Source organism: Psychrobacter sp. DAB_AL43B (assembly GCF_900168255.1).
Taxonomy (GTDB): Bacteria; Pseudomonadota; Gammaproteobacteria; order Pseudomonadales; family Moraxellaceae; genus Psychrobacter.
In genome coordinates, this window is the sequence record NZ_LT799838.1 from 2,065,618 (window position 1) to 2,083,129 (window position 17,512).

12 protein-coding genes are annotated in these 17,512 nt (G+C 41.7%); 6 read left to right on the plus strand and 6 right to left on the minus strand.

Features of this window, described 5'->3' with window-relative positions:
* Positions 1-90 precede the first annotated feature (90 nt).
* A complete protein-coding gene (gene rsmG / locus DABAL43B_RS08915; protein WP_079692040.1) occupies positions 91-807 on the minus strand; it encodes a 16S rRNA (guanine(527)-N(7))-methyltransferase RsmG in 717 nt (238 codons plus the stop codon).
* Positions 808-1,169: 362 nt separating this feature from the next.
* Between rsmG and DABAL43B_RS08920 the strand changes: the two genes are divergently transcribed.
* The 3 genes from DABAL43B_RS08920 (at position 1,170) to DABAL43B_RS08930 (ending at position 5,985) form a co-directional block, all read left to right on the plus strand.
* Positions 1,170-3,989: an ATP-binding protein gene (locus tag DABAL43B_RS08920; RefSeq protein WP_079692041.1), complete on the plus strand. Its 2,820-nt coding sequence runs from the start codon at positions 1,170-1,172 to the stop codon at positions 3,987-3,989.
* Between the two features lie 118 nt (positions 3,990-4,107).
* The gene (locus tag DABAL43B_RS08925) at positions 4,108-5,229 is read left to right on the plus strand and encodes a helix-turn-helix transcriptional regulator (RefSeq protein ID WP_079692042.1); all 1,122 of its coding nucleotides are present in this window, start codon (positions 4,108-4,110) and stop codon (positions 5,227-5,229) included.
* A gap of 96 nt (positions 5,230-5,325) precedes the next feature.
* Positions 5,326-5,985 carry a TerD family protein gene (locus DABAL43B_RS08930; protein WP_079692043.1) on the plus strand — a complete coding sequence of 220 codons (660 nt, stop codon included), beginning with the start codon at positions 5,326-5,328 and terminating at the stop codon, positions 5,983-5,985.
* A 147-nt stretch (positions 5,986-6,132) separates the two neighbouring features.
* Here DABAL43B_RS08930 and DABAL43B_RS08935 read toward each other — a convergent pair whose 3' ends face one another.
* A complete protein-coding gene (locus DABAL43B_RS08935; RefSeq protein WP_079692044.1) occupies positions 6,133-7,113 on the minus strand; it encodes an ion transporter in 981 nt (326 codons plus the stop codon).
* A gap of 826 nt (positions 7,114-7,939) precedes the next feature.
* Here DABAL43B_RS08935 and DABAL43B_RS08945 point away from each other — a divergent pair.
* The gene (locus DABAL43B_RS08945; RefSeq protein WP_079692046.1) at positions 7,940-8,587 is read left to right on the plus strand and encodes an OmpW/AlkL family protein; all 648 of its coding nucleotides are present in this window, start codon (positions 7,940-7,942) and stop codon (positions 8,585-8,587) included.
* Positions 8,588-8,762: 175 nt separating this feature from the next.
* Here DABAL43B_RS08945 and DABAL43B_RS08950 read toward each other — a convergent pair whose 3' ends face one another.
* Together DABAL43B_RS08950 and aceE are read right to left on the minus strand one after the other, a co-directional pair.
* On the minus strand, positions 8,763-10,496 hold the full coding sequence (locus tag DABAL43B_RS08950; protein ID WP_079692047.1) for a 2-oxo acid dehydrogenase subunit E2: 1,734 nt from the start codon (positions 10,494-10,496) through the stop codon (positions 8,763-8,765).
* Positions 10,497-10,518: 22 nt separating this feature from the next.
* The gene (aceE, locus tag DABAL43B_RS08955; RefSeq protein WP_079692048.1) at positions 10,519-13,341 is read right to left on the minus strand and encodes a pyruvate dehydrogenase (acetyl-transferring), homodimeric type; all 2,823 of its coding nucleotides are present in this window, start codon (positions 13,339-13,341) and stop codon (positions 10,519-10,521) included.
* Between the two features lie 745 nt (positions 13,342-14,086).
* Here aceE and DABAL43B_RS08960 point away from each other — a divergent pair.
* Both DABAL43B_RS08960 and DABAL43B_RS08965 read left to right on the plus strand, forming a co-directional pair.
* Positions 14,087-14,551 carry a hypothetical protein gene (locus DABAL43B_RS08960; protein ID WP_079692049.1) on the plus strand — a complete coding sequence of 155 codons (465 nt, stop codon included), beginning with the start codon at positions 14,087-14,089 and terminating at the stop codon, positions 14,549-14,551.
* A 60-nt stretch (positions 14,552-14,611) separates the two neighbouring features.
* Complete coding sequence (locus DABAL43B_RS08965; protein ID WP_079692050.1) at positions 14,612-15,385, plus strand: hypothetical protein; 774 nt, start codon at positions 14,612-14,614, stop codon at positions 15,383-15,385.
* A 120-nt stretch (positions 15,386-15,505) separates the two neighbouring features.
* Here DABAL43B_RS08965 and DABAL43B_RS08970 read toward each other — a convergent pair whose 3' ends face one another.
* Together DABAL43B_RS08970 and DABAL43B_RS08975 are read right to left on the minus strand one after the other, a co-directional pair.
* Positions 15,506-16,198 (minus strand): TetR/AcrR family transcriptional regulator, encoded by a 693-nt coding sequence (locus tag DABAL43B_RS08970; RefSeq protein ID WP_079692051.1) that lies wholly within the window; start codon positions 16,196-16,198, stop codon positions 15,506-15,508.
* Between the two features lie 214 nt (positions 16,199-16,412).
* A complete protein-coding gene (locus tag DABAL43B_RS08975; RefSeq protein WP_079692052.1) occupies positions 16,413-17,438 on the minus strand; it encodes an endonuclease/exonuclease/phosphatase family protein in 1,026 nt (341 codons plus the stop codon).
* Positions 17,439-17,512: the final 74 nt, after the last annotated feature.

A 17,512-nucleotide genomic window follows, 5' to 3' on the forward strand; every position in this document is an offset into this window, starting at 1 on the left:
AAGGTTTAAGCTTTATTGTCTAAATAATATAGTAAATGATATTTCATAATAAAATATTTGTTGTGTCATGATTGTTTGTGTGCTCATAGCTTAGACATTTTTATAAGACAATTCAATTAAATGACGACTATCATGTAAACGTGGCACATTAAGTTTAATGGTCTTAATCTCCCAGTTATCGCCCAGTGCTTGTAGCTCCTCATCGCTCGGAGCCTTACCTTTCATCGCACATAAGTAACCACCATCGGCTAGTCTTGGCTGTGCCGCGTCAACAAAATCTATCAAACTGGCAAACGCTCTAGATGTGACCACATCATAGCTGGCTTCATGCGCTTCAATACGCGAGGCGATAGGCTGCATGTTACTCAAACCAAGCTCGCTGCTGATTTGCTTAATAAAACGAATCTTTTTCTGATTACTATCAAGCGCAGTACATGAGCGCTCAGGTTGGCAAATCGCAATAATAACCGCCGGTAAGCCTGCGCCCGTGCCGATATCAAGCAGCGGCCCTGATGGTAAATGCGTTATAATAGCCAAGCAGTCGATGACATGTTTGATTAGCGCCTCTACTGGGTCAGTAATGGCGGTCAGATTATACGCTTTATTCCATAATAAAAGCTGGTCTAAATACAATAATAACGTGCGCTGCTGCGTCTCACTCAATGCTAGACCCAGCTCATCGATCGCTTGTGCCAAGATATGTGCTAGTGTCGGTAATTGCGCGCCAAGCTTTACAAAGCCTGTCGGATCAATATGGATATTACCCGTGCTAGCAGATGATGAAGATATTTTAGTAGAGTCTGACATACAAGGAATTATCCAGTTTTGATACGTGAACCGTCTATTTTATCATGCAGGCTGCCCATTGAATAGTTGCAGATTGCGCCGATGTACGCCATCTTATACTATCTACGCCTACATTGAGTCGTTATTCTTCCTTGATAGTCTTAAAATTATCATATCGAAGTTAAGGTAAGCGCACTCTTATTAGCTAAAACATGCATCTCTGTATGATACAAAATTGCGCCTAATGACTTCTCTAAAACGTGGCTATATCTTGTAAGATGTCCTATCCATTATAAAAAATTGACCATCAAGAACCAAATGTAAAAATCAAGCATTAAAAATAAATAACCATTCAACCTTATTAAACGACTGACCATACGCTTATGACCGAACAGCCAAACACCCTTATGAATCAAGACCAAAAAGATGCCAGCCATATGATAACGCCTGCCAGTACCTTAAATAATAAGCAGACACATAATAAGCAAACAGATAGTGAACCAGCAGCGCCTATCACGCCTCATCCTATATTCACAGAAGTTAATCAGCGTTGCCTTATTGCTGCCGAACAGCTTAAACGCTATAGTGAGCCCAGTCTGCTACCCACAGATACACGCACCGCACCAGATTTAGATATCGGTTTTGGGCAGCAGCGGGCGCTTAAGGCGTTGTACACTGCGCTCGACATCCACGCTAGTGGCTATCATGTGTTTGCCGCTGGTGAAAATGGCTTAGGTAAAAGGACAGTGATTAGTCGCTTGCTAAGTCGTATCGCTGCCGACGCACCGACGCCTGATGATTGGGTCTACGTGCATAATTTTACCGATCCCCGGACGCCTCTAGCTTTGCACTTACCTGCCGGTCAGGCAGCGCTATTGCAACAACAGGTCAACAACTTATGGCAGCAAGCTAAAAAGCGCCTGAGCCAACGCTTTCGCAGTGATCAATATCAAAGCAAAATCGAAGCCATCAAAAATGACACGCATCAAAAAGAAAGCCATGCCTACGATGCGCTAAATGCTGAGGGCAAACAGTACGACTTAGCGTTGACATTCCGCTCATTTGATAATAAAGCGGTGTTTGTACACCCCAGTCAACTGCCTGCAGAAGAGAACCCTCCTCTTGCTAATAATACAAAAATGGCGAGCAGCAATAAAAGCCAAACAGCGACAGATAAAACCAAAAATACAAAACACCATGCTGATATTCATATCGATGATAATACTCATACTAACGATGCTAATAATGCCGACAGCAATAATAAGTATGATGATAGTGAATACGGCGGTCGCGAATATGAAGCTGAGCTGAGTAATTTTGCTCAAAAGAATCATATGCAAAAGCGGTTGAGTCAGCTGACGATTGCGTTAGAACAATTAGAAGATGAAGCCAATGATGCGATTGAAGCCTTACATCGCAATATTGCACGGCGGGCGCTACAACCTTTGTTTGCCCCTGTGTATGAGCTATTTACGACTCATCCGCTGGTCATCGAGTATCTAAAAGCAGTATTTGCCGATATGGTTACGCATGTCGAGCGTATCGTCAATGGCGATGATGAGGAATTTGTGACGGCGCTGCTGGCCACGACACCTAGTCGATATGCAGTCAATGTCATTGTCAGCCATGAGCCAGATAGTGGTGCACCCGTTATCTTTGAAGATTTGCCGACTCACTTAAACTTACTGGGTCATGTGGAGCAGATTACTCAGTTAGGTACGGTTACCACTGACGTCAGTATGATTCGAGCGGGTGCCTTACACCGCGCCAATGGTGGTTATCTGCTCTTAGAAGCCAGTCATTTGCTTGAGCACCCTTATGCTTGGCAAGGTCTCAAGCGTGCTTTACAGTCACGTAAAATCAAACTCTCTAGCCTTGAGCAAATGCTAACCCTAACAGGCAGCTTATCATTATCACCTGCGCCTATCGACCTTGATATCAAGGTAATTTTGCTAGGTGAAGCAGATCTATATTACCAATTACTTGAGCTTGAGCCTGAATTTGATGCGGTATTCAAAGTGCGCGCTGACTTTCATGATGATGTGGTTCGCACCCATGAGCACGAATTGGCGCTGGTAGGAAAGATGGCTGATATTATCGATTATGCCAAGCTTTATCCTTTTGATAGGAGCGCGCAAGCTGCCCTGCTTGAATACCTGAGCTTACAAGCGGAAGACCAAGACCGCTTGAGTCTACACAGTGATTTACTCATTAAACTCTTGCATGAATCCAACCGTCAGGCGCGTTTAAGTGGTCAAAATATCGTGAGTGCAAATCACGTCACGCAAGCCATCGAAGATATGGATGAGCGCTCAGGATACTTGCGCGACCTATATTGGGATGAGCTGAAAAATGGTCAACAGCTCATCCAAACTCAAGGAAGTGCTGTCGGACAAGTTAACGCCCTCACTGTAGTAAGTTATGCGGATAGTGAATTCGGCATGCCAGCACGTCTGACTGCGGTCATTCAGCCAAATATCGGTACTGGTGAAATCCTCGATATCGAGCGCGATGTTGATTTGGGCGGTAGCTTACACGCCAAGGGTATGCTGATTATGACCAGCTATTTACGCGCGCTATTCAGTCAGCATCATGCGCTAAATTTTAGCGCCTCACTCGCTTTTGAGCAAAGCTACGCTCATATTGATGGTGATAGTGCGACGGTCAGTGAAGGCTGTGCGCTTTTATCGGCCTTAGCAAATGTACCGATCAATCAATCCTTTGCGATTACGGGTTCTATGAACCAGCTGGGTGAGGTGCAAGCAGTCGGTGGTATTAACGCCAAAATTGCAGGCTTCTTTGATGCTTGCCGCGAGCAAGAACTGACCGGACAGCAAGGTGTGGTCATCCCGATGGCAAATGTCAAACAGCTCATGCTGCGTGACGACATCATTACAGCCGTCAAAGCTGGCAGCTTCCATATATATGGCGTGCATACACTCAATGAAGCGCTAACCTTGATGACTGGCTTGCCTATCGATACCATGAATAAAAAAGGTCGCTATCGTAAGGAAACGCTGTTTGGTAAAGTCTTAAGCCGCTTGATGTTGTGGGATGAAAACCAAGATACTAATGACGACATTGATGATAAAAAATCAAAAAAGAAGGCTAATAAAAAGCGTAAAGCAAAACGTCAAAAAAAAGAAGATAAAAGAAAAGCAGTTAAGAAAGACAAAGACGTAACGACCGACGAACATTCCTAGACGTTACGATGCTTTTCTGCGATGATTATCTGTTAGTGATTCGCTGCTAATGATTTGCTACTAGCCAATTATTAATTAGCTCAAAATCTGACTCATGACTTTATAAGGTTATCTCTGAATGACTGTAGCTCATACTGACGCCGATCGTCTCCAAGCTCAACACTCTGTTGATGAGCAAGCAAATGCGCTTGTGGTTTCGGACAATAAAGCCTCTGAAGATACAGCCGATAATCGTCACGGAGCAGCGACAACTGCGCGGCAGTGGCAAGTCTTATCACAGCTACAGCGCAATCGCTGGGTGGGTACTACTCATGTTTATGAGCAACTTATATTGGCAGGCTTTGATATCAGTTTACGCACGGTACAACGTGATTTAAATGCACTCGCCAAACGCTTTCCTATTGAAAAAAATAACGCTAATCCACAAGGCTGGCGCTGGTGCGATGATGCCCCACTACAAAGCTTACCGCATATGAATCTATCGCAAGCGGTTGCTTTTAATATGGTCGAAGCCAATCTGACCCAACTATTACCACCCGTTATCCTAGATGAATTATTTCCTTGGTTTGACTTAGCACGTCGACAACTCAAAAATAGTAAAGTAACTCACTCATGGATTGATAGAGTGCGTATTGAGCCCGCTACTCAGCCTTTGATTGCGCCGCATATTGATTTAGATAGTAAAGATAATATTTATCACGCCTTATTTTATCAACTACAAATCAAAGCCTGCTATACCCGTAGCAATAAATCACAAGCCAGCGAATATACCTTAAACCCTATCGCTATCATCCAGCGTGGGGTAATTATCTATCTGCTAGCGACGCGCACAGATGACCCAGAATTGATTATTCGCACCTTTGCCTTACATCGATTTGCCAGCGTTGAGATACTTGAAAGTGCAGCGCAAACGCCTGATAATTTTCAACTGGATCACTATTTGGATGCCGGTGGCATGGGTTTTAGCCACCCTCTATTTAGTCAGCTGCCCAATCATGGTAAGCAGGCTACTATTGAGCTGAAATTTACCAAACAAGCGGGCAAAAGCTTAACGGAAAGTAAGCTCAGTGAGGATCAAACTGTCACGATAAATAGTGATAAAACCCTGACCATAAAGGCAACGGTTAATTTAACCTCGCAACTGGTTTGGTGGTTACGTGGCTTCGGTAATGGTTTATTAGATGCCAAACCCGCACTACTTTATCAAGCGGTATTAGACAACCCTTTAAATGATGAATAGTGGCTAATGCTTGTTGGCTAAGCCAATGACGCTACAATTTAGCAGCATTTAAAATATTACAACCAATTAAAAGATTAAGAACTAAAAAGGAATATTATGTCGACCACTAACCCATCACCACTACTTTCAGACAGTTTAAGAGGACTGGGTTTGGATGCGGGGACTTTGTTTTTTGCGCTCAATTATGAATTTACCAAAATTGAGCAAAAGGGCGTGTTTAAAAACCTAAAAAAGCGTTTTATAAAAGATAAGAGCGCCATTGATATCGATATAGCCTGCGTATTGTATGATGATAACTGTACTATCAGCGACATCGTATGGTTTAAGCAACTGCGTGATAAAGCCGAATCGGTTTGCCATCAAGGCGACAGTCTTAATGGTAAAGATCGCGGCGATCAAGCGATGTATCTTGCGCCGCTTGATCAAGAGCAAATCAGGCTTTACTTGGATGAAATACCAGCCCATATCACGCATATTGCCTTAATTGCTAACTCATACCACGGGCAGTCTTTTACCCGAGTCAAAAAAGGTGAGATTCACTTAAGTGATGATGAAGGCAACCGCTCGTTTGAGGTCAACTTAAAACAGCTACCGCGTGATTGCATTACCCTTTGGGTGGCACATTTGCGCCGAGAAGTAGACGACTGGCATCTGACGCTACAAAATCTACCGCTTCCCGCGACAGACTTGCCAACAGCAGCAGCACAAGTAGCGCACGAATTGGCACGCGCTTTACCTATTCCACAAGGAATATAAGCTTAAGAAAAGAATGATTATTCAGTAATCATAAAAAATGGTGAGGCGTTATTAATTAACGCCTCACCATTTTTTGTTTTATGCAATATTAAGTTTTGATTTATTAGAAATATTTAAGTATTAATTTTGCACGCTATCGACTCAGCTTTATTCTAACGGCTCACCGCAGTGCGGACAAAAATTCTTTTGCCGCACTTCTTTTTCACGGCGCTCAAGCTCTCGCTCACGTAATACTTGCAGCACAATCTCCTGTGCTTGCTCCTTATCTAACCCAAGCTCTCGGCGGATTTTCTCAATCATCATCTGATTTTGCACCAAATCAAAATCACTATCGACCAACTGTTCTCGAAAGTCTTGCTCAAGCTCTTCGCGGCGCTGACTGAGCTCATTTGCCAAACCAGTGGCTAAAATACCAGCCGGTAATGCAGCAAGGCCGACACCCAATATGGTAATAACCGCACCTAATATCTTACCCGCATTAGTAATCGGCGTCACATCGCCATAGCCTACTGTCGTGAGTGTCACTACCGCCCACCACATCGCTTTCGGTATCGATTCAAACTCCTCTGGCTGTGCGTGATTTTCTACCAAATAGATGCCGCTAGAGGCGGTCACAATCATAATAACTAAAATAAAAATAACAGCTTGAAATGAGCCTTTTTCTTTACTAATAACCACCAATAAAATACGTAACGAGGCAAAATAACGGGTGAGTTTAAGAATTCGAAACAGACGCAAAATACGTAAGAAACGCAAATCGATACTGACAAAGAAGTTCAAAAAGGCTGGTGCAATCGCAATAATGTCAATCAATGCAGAAGGACTTTTTAACCAGTCCCAACGCTGACGCCAAGTGGTATTGTCCGGTTTGGCGTCAGCAACACTCCATAAACGTAGCAAATATTCGATAGAAAATACCACAATTGAAAAATTTTCAAACCAAGTGAAGTATTCTTGATAAGGGTAATACCAACTATCGACAGATTCAGCGATAACTGCAGTGACATTCGCCATTATCAAAAAAATCAGAAAATAATCGAGGTAGCGACTAAAGAGCGTATCATGCTCATCGTTCTGTAAAGTATTATAAACAAAAAGACGCAAGCGCCGTATAAATTGGAGTAGCATGCCGTCCCTGTTCGGTGTAACACCGGTTTTGTATTAATAAAAAATGTAGTATTGAGAAAAGCCGTTATGAGAGATACAAAATGGTTTGACAGATACACAGCTAATTAGTTAGACATATTAGGTACTTAGTCATAAAAACATCTTGTTTCGACCACTAATTTACTGACAATTGATTGAAAAACCTATCAAAATTAAAAGCTATTTTCTTATAGTCTTTATTTTAGAACTCTTTTATATAGCAGTTTGACCGCAGTCTATTTTTATATTAAAACCAATATGGCTGTTTTATTCATCAAACGCCATTATTATACAAAATTTAGATAATAAATATGTGTCGCAGCTACCAATATAATAGCAATCGCAATAAAAATGCAGCGTAAAAATCGCTCATCCGCTCTTAATTGATTGCTTAAGTTTTGAGCAGGTAGCAAAAACAAGCCACACTTTGGGCAGCAAGCGTCTATTTGGTTTAACAGCTTAATTGAGCGGGCATTTTCACAGCGAAGCGGCGAATTGCTACAGTAGCCGAGCATAATAGGTAACCAATTCCTTTATAAAATAGCGGCGAAAAACGCCACACTAAAATGATGATAATGATTTAATTAATAAACTCTAACTTAACTTATCTTAATGACACTGATTGTAACTTAAAATAGAAATAACACTGTTTTCTATTTAAAACCTTACTCTTAGTAAGGTTTTTGTACTATAATGCAACCGTAATGTTACGAGTTAATCCATAACCCTAACATTGCATATTGGTAACTAATGTCATCCCTCATTAGAAATTTACCAATAATCATCTATTACGTTGAGGAATTAAATAATGAAACTACAATCCCTAGTTTTAGCCGCTGCTACTGCACTTACTATGACCACTGCTTTTGCTGTACCTGCTGGTACTTGGACAGTTGCTGCTGGCGCACACTATGTTGACCCAAAAAGTGATAATGGTGATGTCACTATAAGTGGTACAAGCTATGCTGTAGATGTTGATGGCGATGTACGTCCAACTATCAGTGGCGAATACTTCATCGCTAATAACGTTGGTGTTGAATTACTAGCTGCGATTCCATTTCATCATGACTTCACTTTAACTGATTCTTTAAATAATGAAATCACAGGTAGAACTCAGCATTTACCACCAACTCTTTCACTACAATATCACTTCGATGATTATAACCTGCCTATGAACGTAAAACCGTTTGTTGGTGTTGGTGTAAACTATACTACGTTCTTTAAAGAAAAAGCGAATGTTGCAGGTACTGAATTAAAGCTTGATGACAGCGTTGGTGTTGCTGGTCATATCGGTCTTGATATCCCATTTGCTGCAACTGAGTCGTTCCGTATTGATGCGCGCTATATGGACATTAAGACAGATGCTACGCTAAATATTGGTGGTATTTCACAAGATATCGGTAAAATCGACATTAGCCCTTGGGTTTATGGCGTTGCTTTTGTAAAACAGTTCTAATTTAGCCCATTGCTATGTATTGAAGAACAAAAGTAATAAATAAAAGAAGTCAGCTTAGTAGCTGGCTTTTTTGTGTCTATCATTTACCTATGTTTCGATGAAATAACAGATAATAAAAAGACCATCCGTAGACAGTCTTTTCATTATTCATATTATTTTTAAGTAATACTAAAATTTATAGCAAGATACGACGTGGATCAGCTAATAAGCTAGCAACATAACGAGTAAATACCGCCGCATCAGCACCGTTAATCACACGGTGATCATATGATAACGACAATGGCAACATCAAGCGTGGCTCAAAAGTTTGCTTAGTAGCACTCCATTTTGGTTGCATAGTTGCTTCTGATGCGCCCAAAATACCCACTTGTGGCCAGTTCACCAGTGGCGTAAACGCAGTGCCACCTAAGATGCCTTGACTTGAGATGGTAAAGCTTGCACCTTGCAAGTCTTTGGTGCTCAGCTTTTTATCACGAGCTTTAACTGCCAACTCGCCGATTTCAATGGCGATTTGCTTAATGCCTTTTTCGTGAGCATTTTTAATCACTGGCACGATTAAGCCATCATCTGTCGCTACCGCTATACCCATATTTACGCTTTTGCGTAGGATAACTTGAGTATTATCATCGCTTAAATGACTGTTAAAGCGCGGATGTTGGGTCAACGCATAAGCCGTTGCTTTGACGATAAAGGCTAAAATCGTCAGACCAACACCTTCAGCTTTCATACCACCTTTAAGCTCACTACGCAGATTTTCTGTCTCTGTAATATCAGACAAATCAAACTGCGTCACTTGCGGTAAGTAAGTATTATAATTCAGCTGCGGTATAGACACCTTTTGCAAGCGGGTCAAGTCTTGGGTTTCTGTTTCACCCCAAATCTCAACATTACTCATATCAGGCAAGCTTGGTAGGCTGGCTCTAGATGCACCGGCTCCAGTAGCTTGTTTTGTCGTTAGGCTTTGTTTGACATGAGCAAACAAATCTTCTTTTAAGATACGCGCATTCAGTGCTGAACCTGCCACCTCACTGATATCCAAACCCAACTGACGTGCAAGCTTACGCACAGCAGGACCAGCATATACTTCAGCTGACTTCTCATTAACCTGAGTTTCTGTTAGCTTACTGCTAGCGGCAGTCGCAGCGACATTATTCGTCGCAGCCGCAGATTTAACCGCTGCTTGTTTTGGTTCACCTGTAGTCTGAGTTTGCGGTTCAGACGTAGCAGCTTCTTGCTTACTGGTTGAAGCTTCTTTAACGTCAGGCGTACCAGCTGCATCATTACCAGCTGCAGCGTCATTACTAACAATAATGATAAAGTCTTGGCCATTGGCAACCATATCGCCCACTTGCACCAGTATTTTTTCAACTTTGCCTGCTTGTGGCGCTGGTACTTCAACCGAAGCTTTATCTGACTCAATCAGTAAAATTGACTGATCGGCGCTGACTATATCGCCGACACTGACCATAATTTCAGATACTTGCGCTTCATCAACACCTAAATCTGGTAGCGCATGGGTAGTCGCTGTTGCTGCTTGTGGAGCAGTTTGAGCGGTATTTGACTCAGCTGCTACTTTATCACTCTGCTCTTCTTTCTCCGTCTCTTCTTGCTTAGTATCACTAGACTTATCTTGATTGTCAGCGATAGGTGTCTCTTTACCTTGGCTATCATCTTGACTGTCAGCATCGCTTTCAATCTCAATCAACACCATACCTTCACTGACTTGATCGCCAACTGCAACATTAATTTTAGTTACTTTACCAGCAGCAGAGCTTGGTACTTCGACCGAGGCTTTATCAGATTCAATCAGGATAATATTATCGTCTTTTGTAATGACATCACCAACTTCAACCATAATCTCACTGACTTCGGCACTATCGACACCCAAATCGGGGGCTTTAATTTCCATGTTTTATCTCCTTGTCTTATGGTTATTTTTCTTTGACGTCATCATCATTGAGCAAGGCTGCATCGGCTTGATCTTCAGCGCGACCTTCACTGCTTATCTCTTCATCATCTTCAGCGACAAACTCAGGTACTGGGTTTGGATTGATATGGTCAGGTGTTGGTGCTGGAGCATCTGGGAAGTGATCATAGTGCGGCTGTTGCTGCCATGCAGGTGGTTGATCCGCTTCGATACCGAAGCTTGAAATTGCGTCTTTTACCAAGCGCATTTCAACTTCGCCTTCGTCAGCCAAACGTTTGAGCGTTGCCACAACGATATGCGCCGCATCGACATGGAAGAAGCTACGTAGATTCTCACGGGTATCAGAGCGACCATAACCATCGGTACCAAGCGTGGTATAAGGACGGTTATCAGGTAACCAAGCACGGATTTGTTCTGAATAATTGCGCATGTAGTCTGTTGCTGCAACGACCACACCTTCGTGCGGAGCAAGTTGCTCAGTGATCCACGAAACTTTTTCTTCTTCCATAGGATGCAGACGATTGTAATCATCACAAGCCATACCATCACGAGTCAGCTCGTTAAAGCTGGTCACGCTCCAAACGTTGGAGGTGATGTTAAACTCATCTTGTAATATGCGCGCCGCCTTTTGCACTTCACGTAAGATAACACCAGAACCTAATAGTTGTACTTGAGTTGAGCCATTATCTTCAAGTAAATACATACCGCGCTTAATGCCTTCTTCTGCGCCTTCTGGCATCGCTGGCTGGTCGTAGTTTTCATTCATTAGCGTCAAGTAATAATAAACACGTTCGCCTTCACCATACATACGACGCAGACCATCATGCATCACGACTGCCAGCTCATACCCAAAGCATGGATCATAAGTCACACAGTTAGGCACCACGTTAAATAGAATTTGCGAATGACCATCTTGATGCTGTAAGCCTTCGCCATTTAGCGTGGTACGACCAGCCGTTGCGCCTAGTAAGAAGCCTTGCGCTTGACAATCGCCTGCTGCCCAAGCCAAATCACCAACACGTTGGAAACCGAACATTGAGTAGTAAATATACATCGGAATCATCGGTAATGCGTTCACAGAGTAGCTGGTTGCTAAGGCGATCCACGTACTCATTGCGCCAGCTTCGTTGATGCCTTCTTCCAACATATGACCATCAATAGCTTCTTTATAACCCATCAAAGCTTCGCTATCTTCTGGCGTATATTTTTGCCCAACAGCCGAGTAAATACCCAATTGACGGAACATACCTTCTAAACCAAAGGTGCGTGCTTCGTCAGGTACGATAGGTACCACACGATCTTGAATGTCTTTATTTTTGAGCATAGCAGCTAGTAGACGCACAAACACCATAGTGGTCGACTGCTCTTTTCCGTTGCTGCCTTTTAAGACGCGATCAAAAATCGACAACTCAGGAATATTTAAAGGAATATGCCCACTGCGGCGATTTGGCAGATGACCACCTAACGCTTCACGACGACCTTTAAGATACTTCATCTCTGCTGAATCTTCGGCTGGACGATAAAACGGTAGCGTCTCTAATTGCTCATCGGTAAATGGCAAATCAAAGCGATCGCGGAAATACATCAAGCCTTCTTGATCAAGCTTTTTAACCTGATGCGATTTATTCACCGCTTGGGTTTGGGTAGATAGACCATAACCTTTAACCGTTTTGACCAAAATAACGGTTGGTTGATCTTTGGTCTTCATTGCTTCACTAAATGCCGCATAGACCTTCATTGGATCATGACCACCACGGTTCAAACGTGAGATTTCTTCATCCGTCAAGGCATCTGCCATCTCTTCCAACTCTGGATATTTACCAAAGAATTCTTTACGGGTAAATTCAGGCGTTCTCGCTTCATACAGCTGATACTCACCGTCGACCGCTTCTTCCATACGGTGTTTGAGAACACCCGTATGATCCTTATCGAGTAATGAATCCCAATTCCCGCCCCAAACGACTTTAATCACCCGCCAGCCTGCACCGCGGAATACGGATTCTAACTCTTGAATGATCTTACCGTTACCACGAACCGGACCATCAAGGCGTTGCAAGTTACAGTTAACAACCCATATGAGGTTATCCAACTTCTCACGACCAGCAAGAGAAATTGCACCCAAGCTTTCTGGTTCGTCAGTCTCGCCATCCCCTAAGAATGTCCAAATCTTGCGACCTTCTTTCTCTAACAATCCACGGTTTTCCATATAGCGATGGACGTGGGCATGGTAGATTGACATGATAGGACCTAAGCCCATCGAAACGGTTGGAAACTGCCAATAATCAGGCATTAAGTACGGATGTGGATAGCTTGATAGACCTTTACCACCGACTTCACGGCGGAAGTTTTCTAGCTGCTCTTCAGTCAAGCGACCTTCTAAATAAGAACGCGCATAGATACCAGGTGCTGAGTGACCTTGGTAGTAAATCATATCGCCACCGAAATGATCGCTGGCAGCACGGAAGAAATGGTTAAAACCTGTTTCATAAAGGGTCGCACTTGAGGCGAATGTCGCTAAGTGACCACCCAAATCGTCATCGTTTTTATTAGCGCGCATGACCATTGCCAAGGCATTGTAGCGAATCAAGGCACGAATTTTGCGCTCGATCGTCAAGTCACCTGGATACATCGGTTCATCTTCAACGGCGATGGTATTGATATAAGCCGTATCGAGACGGTTAAATGGTAGGCCTTCTTGCACCCCCATGTTATATAAGGCTTTTAATAAGAACTGCGCACGATCTTTATCAGCATGCTTAATCACAGACTCAAAAGCTTGGAGCCATTCCTGCGTTTCGCTGCTATCAGCATCCTTGTAATAATTCATCTTTTTCAATCCTTGTTATCAGTCAGCCCTGCATGATGGCAGGGTCTTATTAATTAAATAGTGTGTAATGAGCAAACGCTTTACTTGATGACTTCCTTGCTGCATCTAAGCATTCCATTGTCTTATGCGATTTATATACAGCTAAGTTATACAAAATAGTGGCACTGTACATTAGCATACCTGTTGAATAAGCATAATTATAAAATAGAATATACACTTAACTGTGTCTATTCAGTCATTAAATGATTATGGCAGTCTATTATAGGCGCTTATGAGTCAATTGTTTATGGCTGTAGAGAAATGATGATATGACAAGTATTTCTAAAATAAATAGTGATTATTTTTTTGGGGTGTTTAAGAAAATTGTTTGGATATTGCTAATAGAGAATATTGTGTAGCATAGATTTGTATTTGGTCATAATAAAACCGCCATGCATCTGTTTTTCAGGAAAATAACGTCTAACCACAGCAGTGATTCAAGTACTAAAAATACTTGATGAATATTTTTCCCTTCATTAGTAGAGAGCTTAGGATTATTATAAATTGGTATAGCTGTATTTTCCAGATGAAGGTTTTATTTTTTACACATTAAGAACCACTATTGTTTTACTTCTAGTGATATTATGTGATTATTTGTAATAAAATATTTTAAAGCTAAAATTGGATTTTATTAAATCTTTACATGCATAAAAACCAATCGAAGTAATAGCAGTTTGATCAAAATTAAGCTAATAGAGGATATGGTATGAAAAGTTTTAATTTTTTTCGCAGTATTTTATTAGCTAACTTAGCGTCGATGCTAATGCTAAGTAACGCTCATGCCAGTAACACATTAAAGATGGACTTAACCGCAAATCAAGTCATTAAAAATGATGAAGGAATAATCATTTATATACCAGTTCGCACGGCTCCAGTTGGAGCGGTTATCCAGTATAAAGCTATTTATAGCAATATAATTAATAAAGATATTCAAGATTTAGCGGTCGTATTACCTATTCCTGCTAATATGACTTTTACTGGTGAAGCAAATCCAGCAAGCGCTCAAGCGAGTATCGATGGTAAGAATTACGGAGATATACCATTGATGCGTAAAATGGAGGGAAAAATGGTTAAAATTCCATTCTCTGAATACCGTACTTTGCGCTGGAATATAAAACTGTTACCAGCGCAGAAATCAGCCGCTGTCGCTCTAAATACAATTGTTAACTAAGTCTCAAATTACCAGCACTGACCTCTATCAGCTTACTATTCACTATAAGGTGTTTACATTATGCTCCATTCTGCTATTAAAGTAGCCACTTATAAAAACCCTATTTATGCTGCATTGTCAGCTGTGTTGTTATTATCGACTGCCTCGTGCGTATCAACCGCACCTTCTGCAACTCAAATCGGCACCATGAATACAGCTGATTATTGTCAGAGTCAGACTCTAACACCTTCCTATAAAAACCAAACTACGCAGCAGCGTGCTATGAGCTGTATGCTGGCAGAGCTACAACATTATCAACAAACAAACATGACAGCACATCAACAGTATTTTGCCTACAAAGCTCAAGCTTGGCTCAACTATGCCATCCATAAAGACAGCATGAATAGCCGCTCACCTGCCGGACTAGAAGCAGCACAATCTGCAGAAACCATCCTGCAAGCGTTAAAAAATGGTACGGAACAAGACCTTACTCTCATTGAAGACATACCAAAAACATCGGCGCTAATGCGACCTGATTTATGGGCGAATTTAAGCGCCCTCAAAGACAGCGGTGGTATCGTAAGTGCTCCTCGTGAAATAGCATTTAGTGAAGTGGCATTAATCTGGGCAGCGACAGACCAATGCGAGCATAGCTCACGGCAGGCAGGCAGCCATTTCCGCATGGCAGACCGCTGGCTTGAACAGGCACGTGAAGCTTTCGTCAATGCTCATGATTCTAAAACAAATATTGCCTTACAAGATCTTGTCGTACGTTATTACGAGCAATACGCAACTCTAGATTCAAGTGGTGATCGTTGTAATGGTCAAGTGTTACCATCCCTCGACCAGATGTAGATACATCAACCGCTGCAAATTTTTTATAAGCCTAATGAATAAAATTTAGCCATAAAAAAATCCAACATTTAAATGTCGGATTTTTTATGCAATATCTATCTGCAAAATTTAATACACAGATTAACGGTTTTTACGTGGTAGTTTTTCTGGTAAATAGCAGCGTAAATAAGCGATAGATGCTGTATTCGCTTCTTGTAAATACTTATCTGTAATGCGCTCATGACGGCGATAAGATACGGTAAAGATGGCGTTAATAATACTGAAGGTAATCAATAACACATCTTGAATATCTTCGAACTTTGGTACTTCATAACGCTCAGATAAGCGCTTATAGATCAGCTGAACGACTTGATGGTCCATATGCTCGCCAAAACTATCACCTACAAAATCAGGCGTGTTGGTACCATAAATCAATTTAGCTTTGGTCTGATCTTCATCAAAAATCTTCACACAACGATCAATTAGTCCGGTTAAATAGCCTTGCCATCTATCATAGTTATCCGTTTCGACTGTAGTTAACCCTTCTAAGATATCGATTGCATTCAAAAAGCGCAATGCTAAGAATATGGCTTCAATGTTAGGGAAGAAATGGTAAGCAGAGGCTCTTGGAATACCTGCTTCTTCACATACAGCGGCTAAAGTGATATCATTAATAGCTTTAGTTTCACTCAGTTTTTTAGCACCCATCAATAATTTTTGACGGCGTGCACGGCCTTGCTGACTGGTAAATTTAAATTTATTAGGCACCAGCTTTTTTGCCAGCTCCGAATCTACCAGTACATCTTCAATTTTGTCGTCTTTATTTTCACTCATGAGAAATCTCTTAATGTTACGCCCTATCTTTATAAATATAGTCTTCATCGGATAGCATGTGCCCTAAATCGAAGGGCCACCTCTATCAACCAGTAATTTGGGCTAATAGTACCGCCACTACACTCAACGAAGAGGCATGATAAACGCTTGTACACTCTCAAGCAAGGGGCATGAATAGGTTAAAAAACAATTAATCAACTAATTATAAAAAAAGTTAATTGTGCAGCTTTATTTTCGCTCTTATAATACCATGATCGATGACTCTATCTGCATAATCCCACTTCAAATGGTCATTAAAATAGTCAACTCGTTCAACCTGACCAAGCGAAAACTTACTATCAGGTAGAAATTCTTCCGAAACAAATAACTGATCTATTACTTCTGGCATACCTTGATAAATATGGGTATATGCCACATCTTTCATCCAGCCATAACGCGCTTGGATTCGAGCAGCATCAAACAATGCAACGTCGCGCATACTTTTGTCGTAATTGACTTCGCCTGTCTCTGTCATTAATTGGGTAGTAACACTATCAGTGACGTCATTCATATCACCCAACAAAATCAATGGCTCACGAGTATGTCGTAAGCGCTCTATGACAGACATACGAATAGAGGCTGCTTCTGCGGCACGCATACATAAACTACGAAGCTTGGCACGGACTCGGATATTTGGATCGTCCATATCTTCTAAAAGATTGCCTGCTTCATCGCGCAAGAAAAAAGCACGTTTACTTTTTAGATGCGCGGTAATGATCGTTATCGGTTGCCCAAATGCATTGACACGTAATATGAGCGGCGGACGATTAAAGCGCTCATAAGGACCAATATCAGGGATATCAATCACCGCCTTTGGAGCGACTTCTTCAAGCAAACTACTTTCTAATTGCTCAAATCGGCTAATAATACCAACTGCAGGGGTATTTTGTGCCCCTTTACCTTGTGTATAAGGACTTGCTCTATTATTACTTGCCAGCGGAATCACCACGTGTTCAGGCTTAAAACCCAATGACACTGCCAATGCTTCAAGTGCATTGCTGTCCCACACTTCCTGTACTGCAATGATATCAGCATGTGCTTTTGCTAATAAGTCTGTAATACCACGCAGCTTATGTTCGTATTCACGATCACTATAAGCGGGCGCATTTGGATAATAAAGTCGGTTAGGGTTGGCAAAATTGAGCAAGTTAGCAGTGGCTATGTAAAACTGCTTATGATTACTTTCAGTATTATTGCTCATAAATTACCTATTATTATTTTCAAGCTTTATTTTCGCTAGCTATTTTTGATAATCAGCTATATTTTCACTAGGTA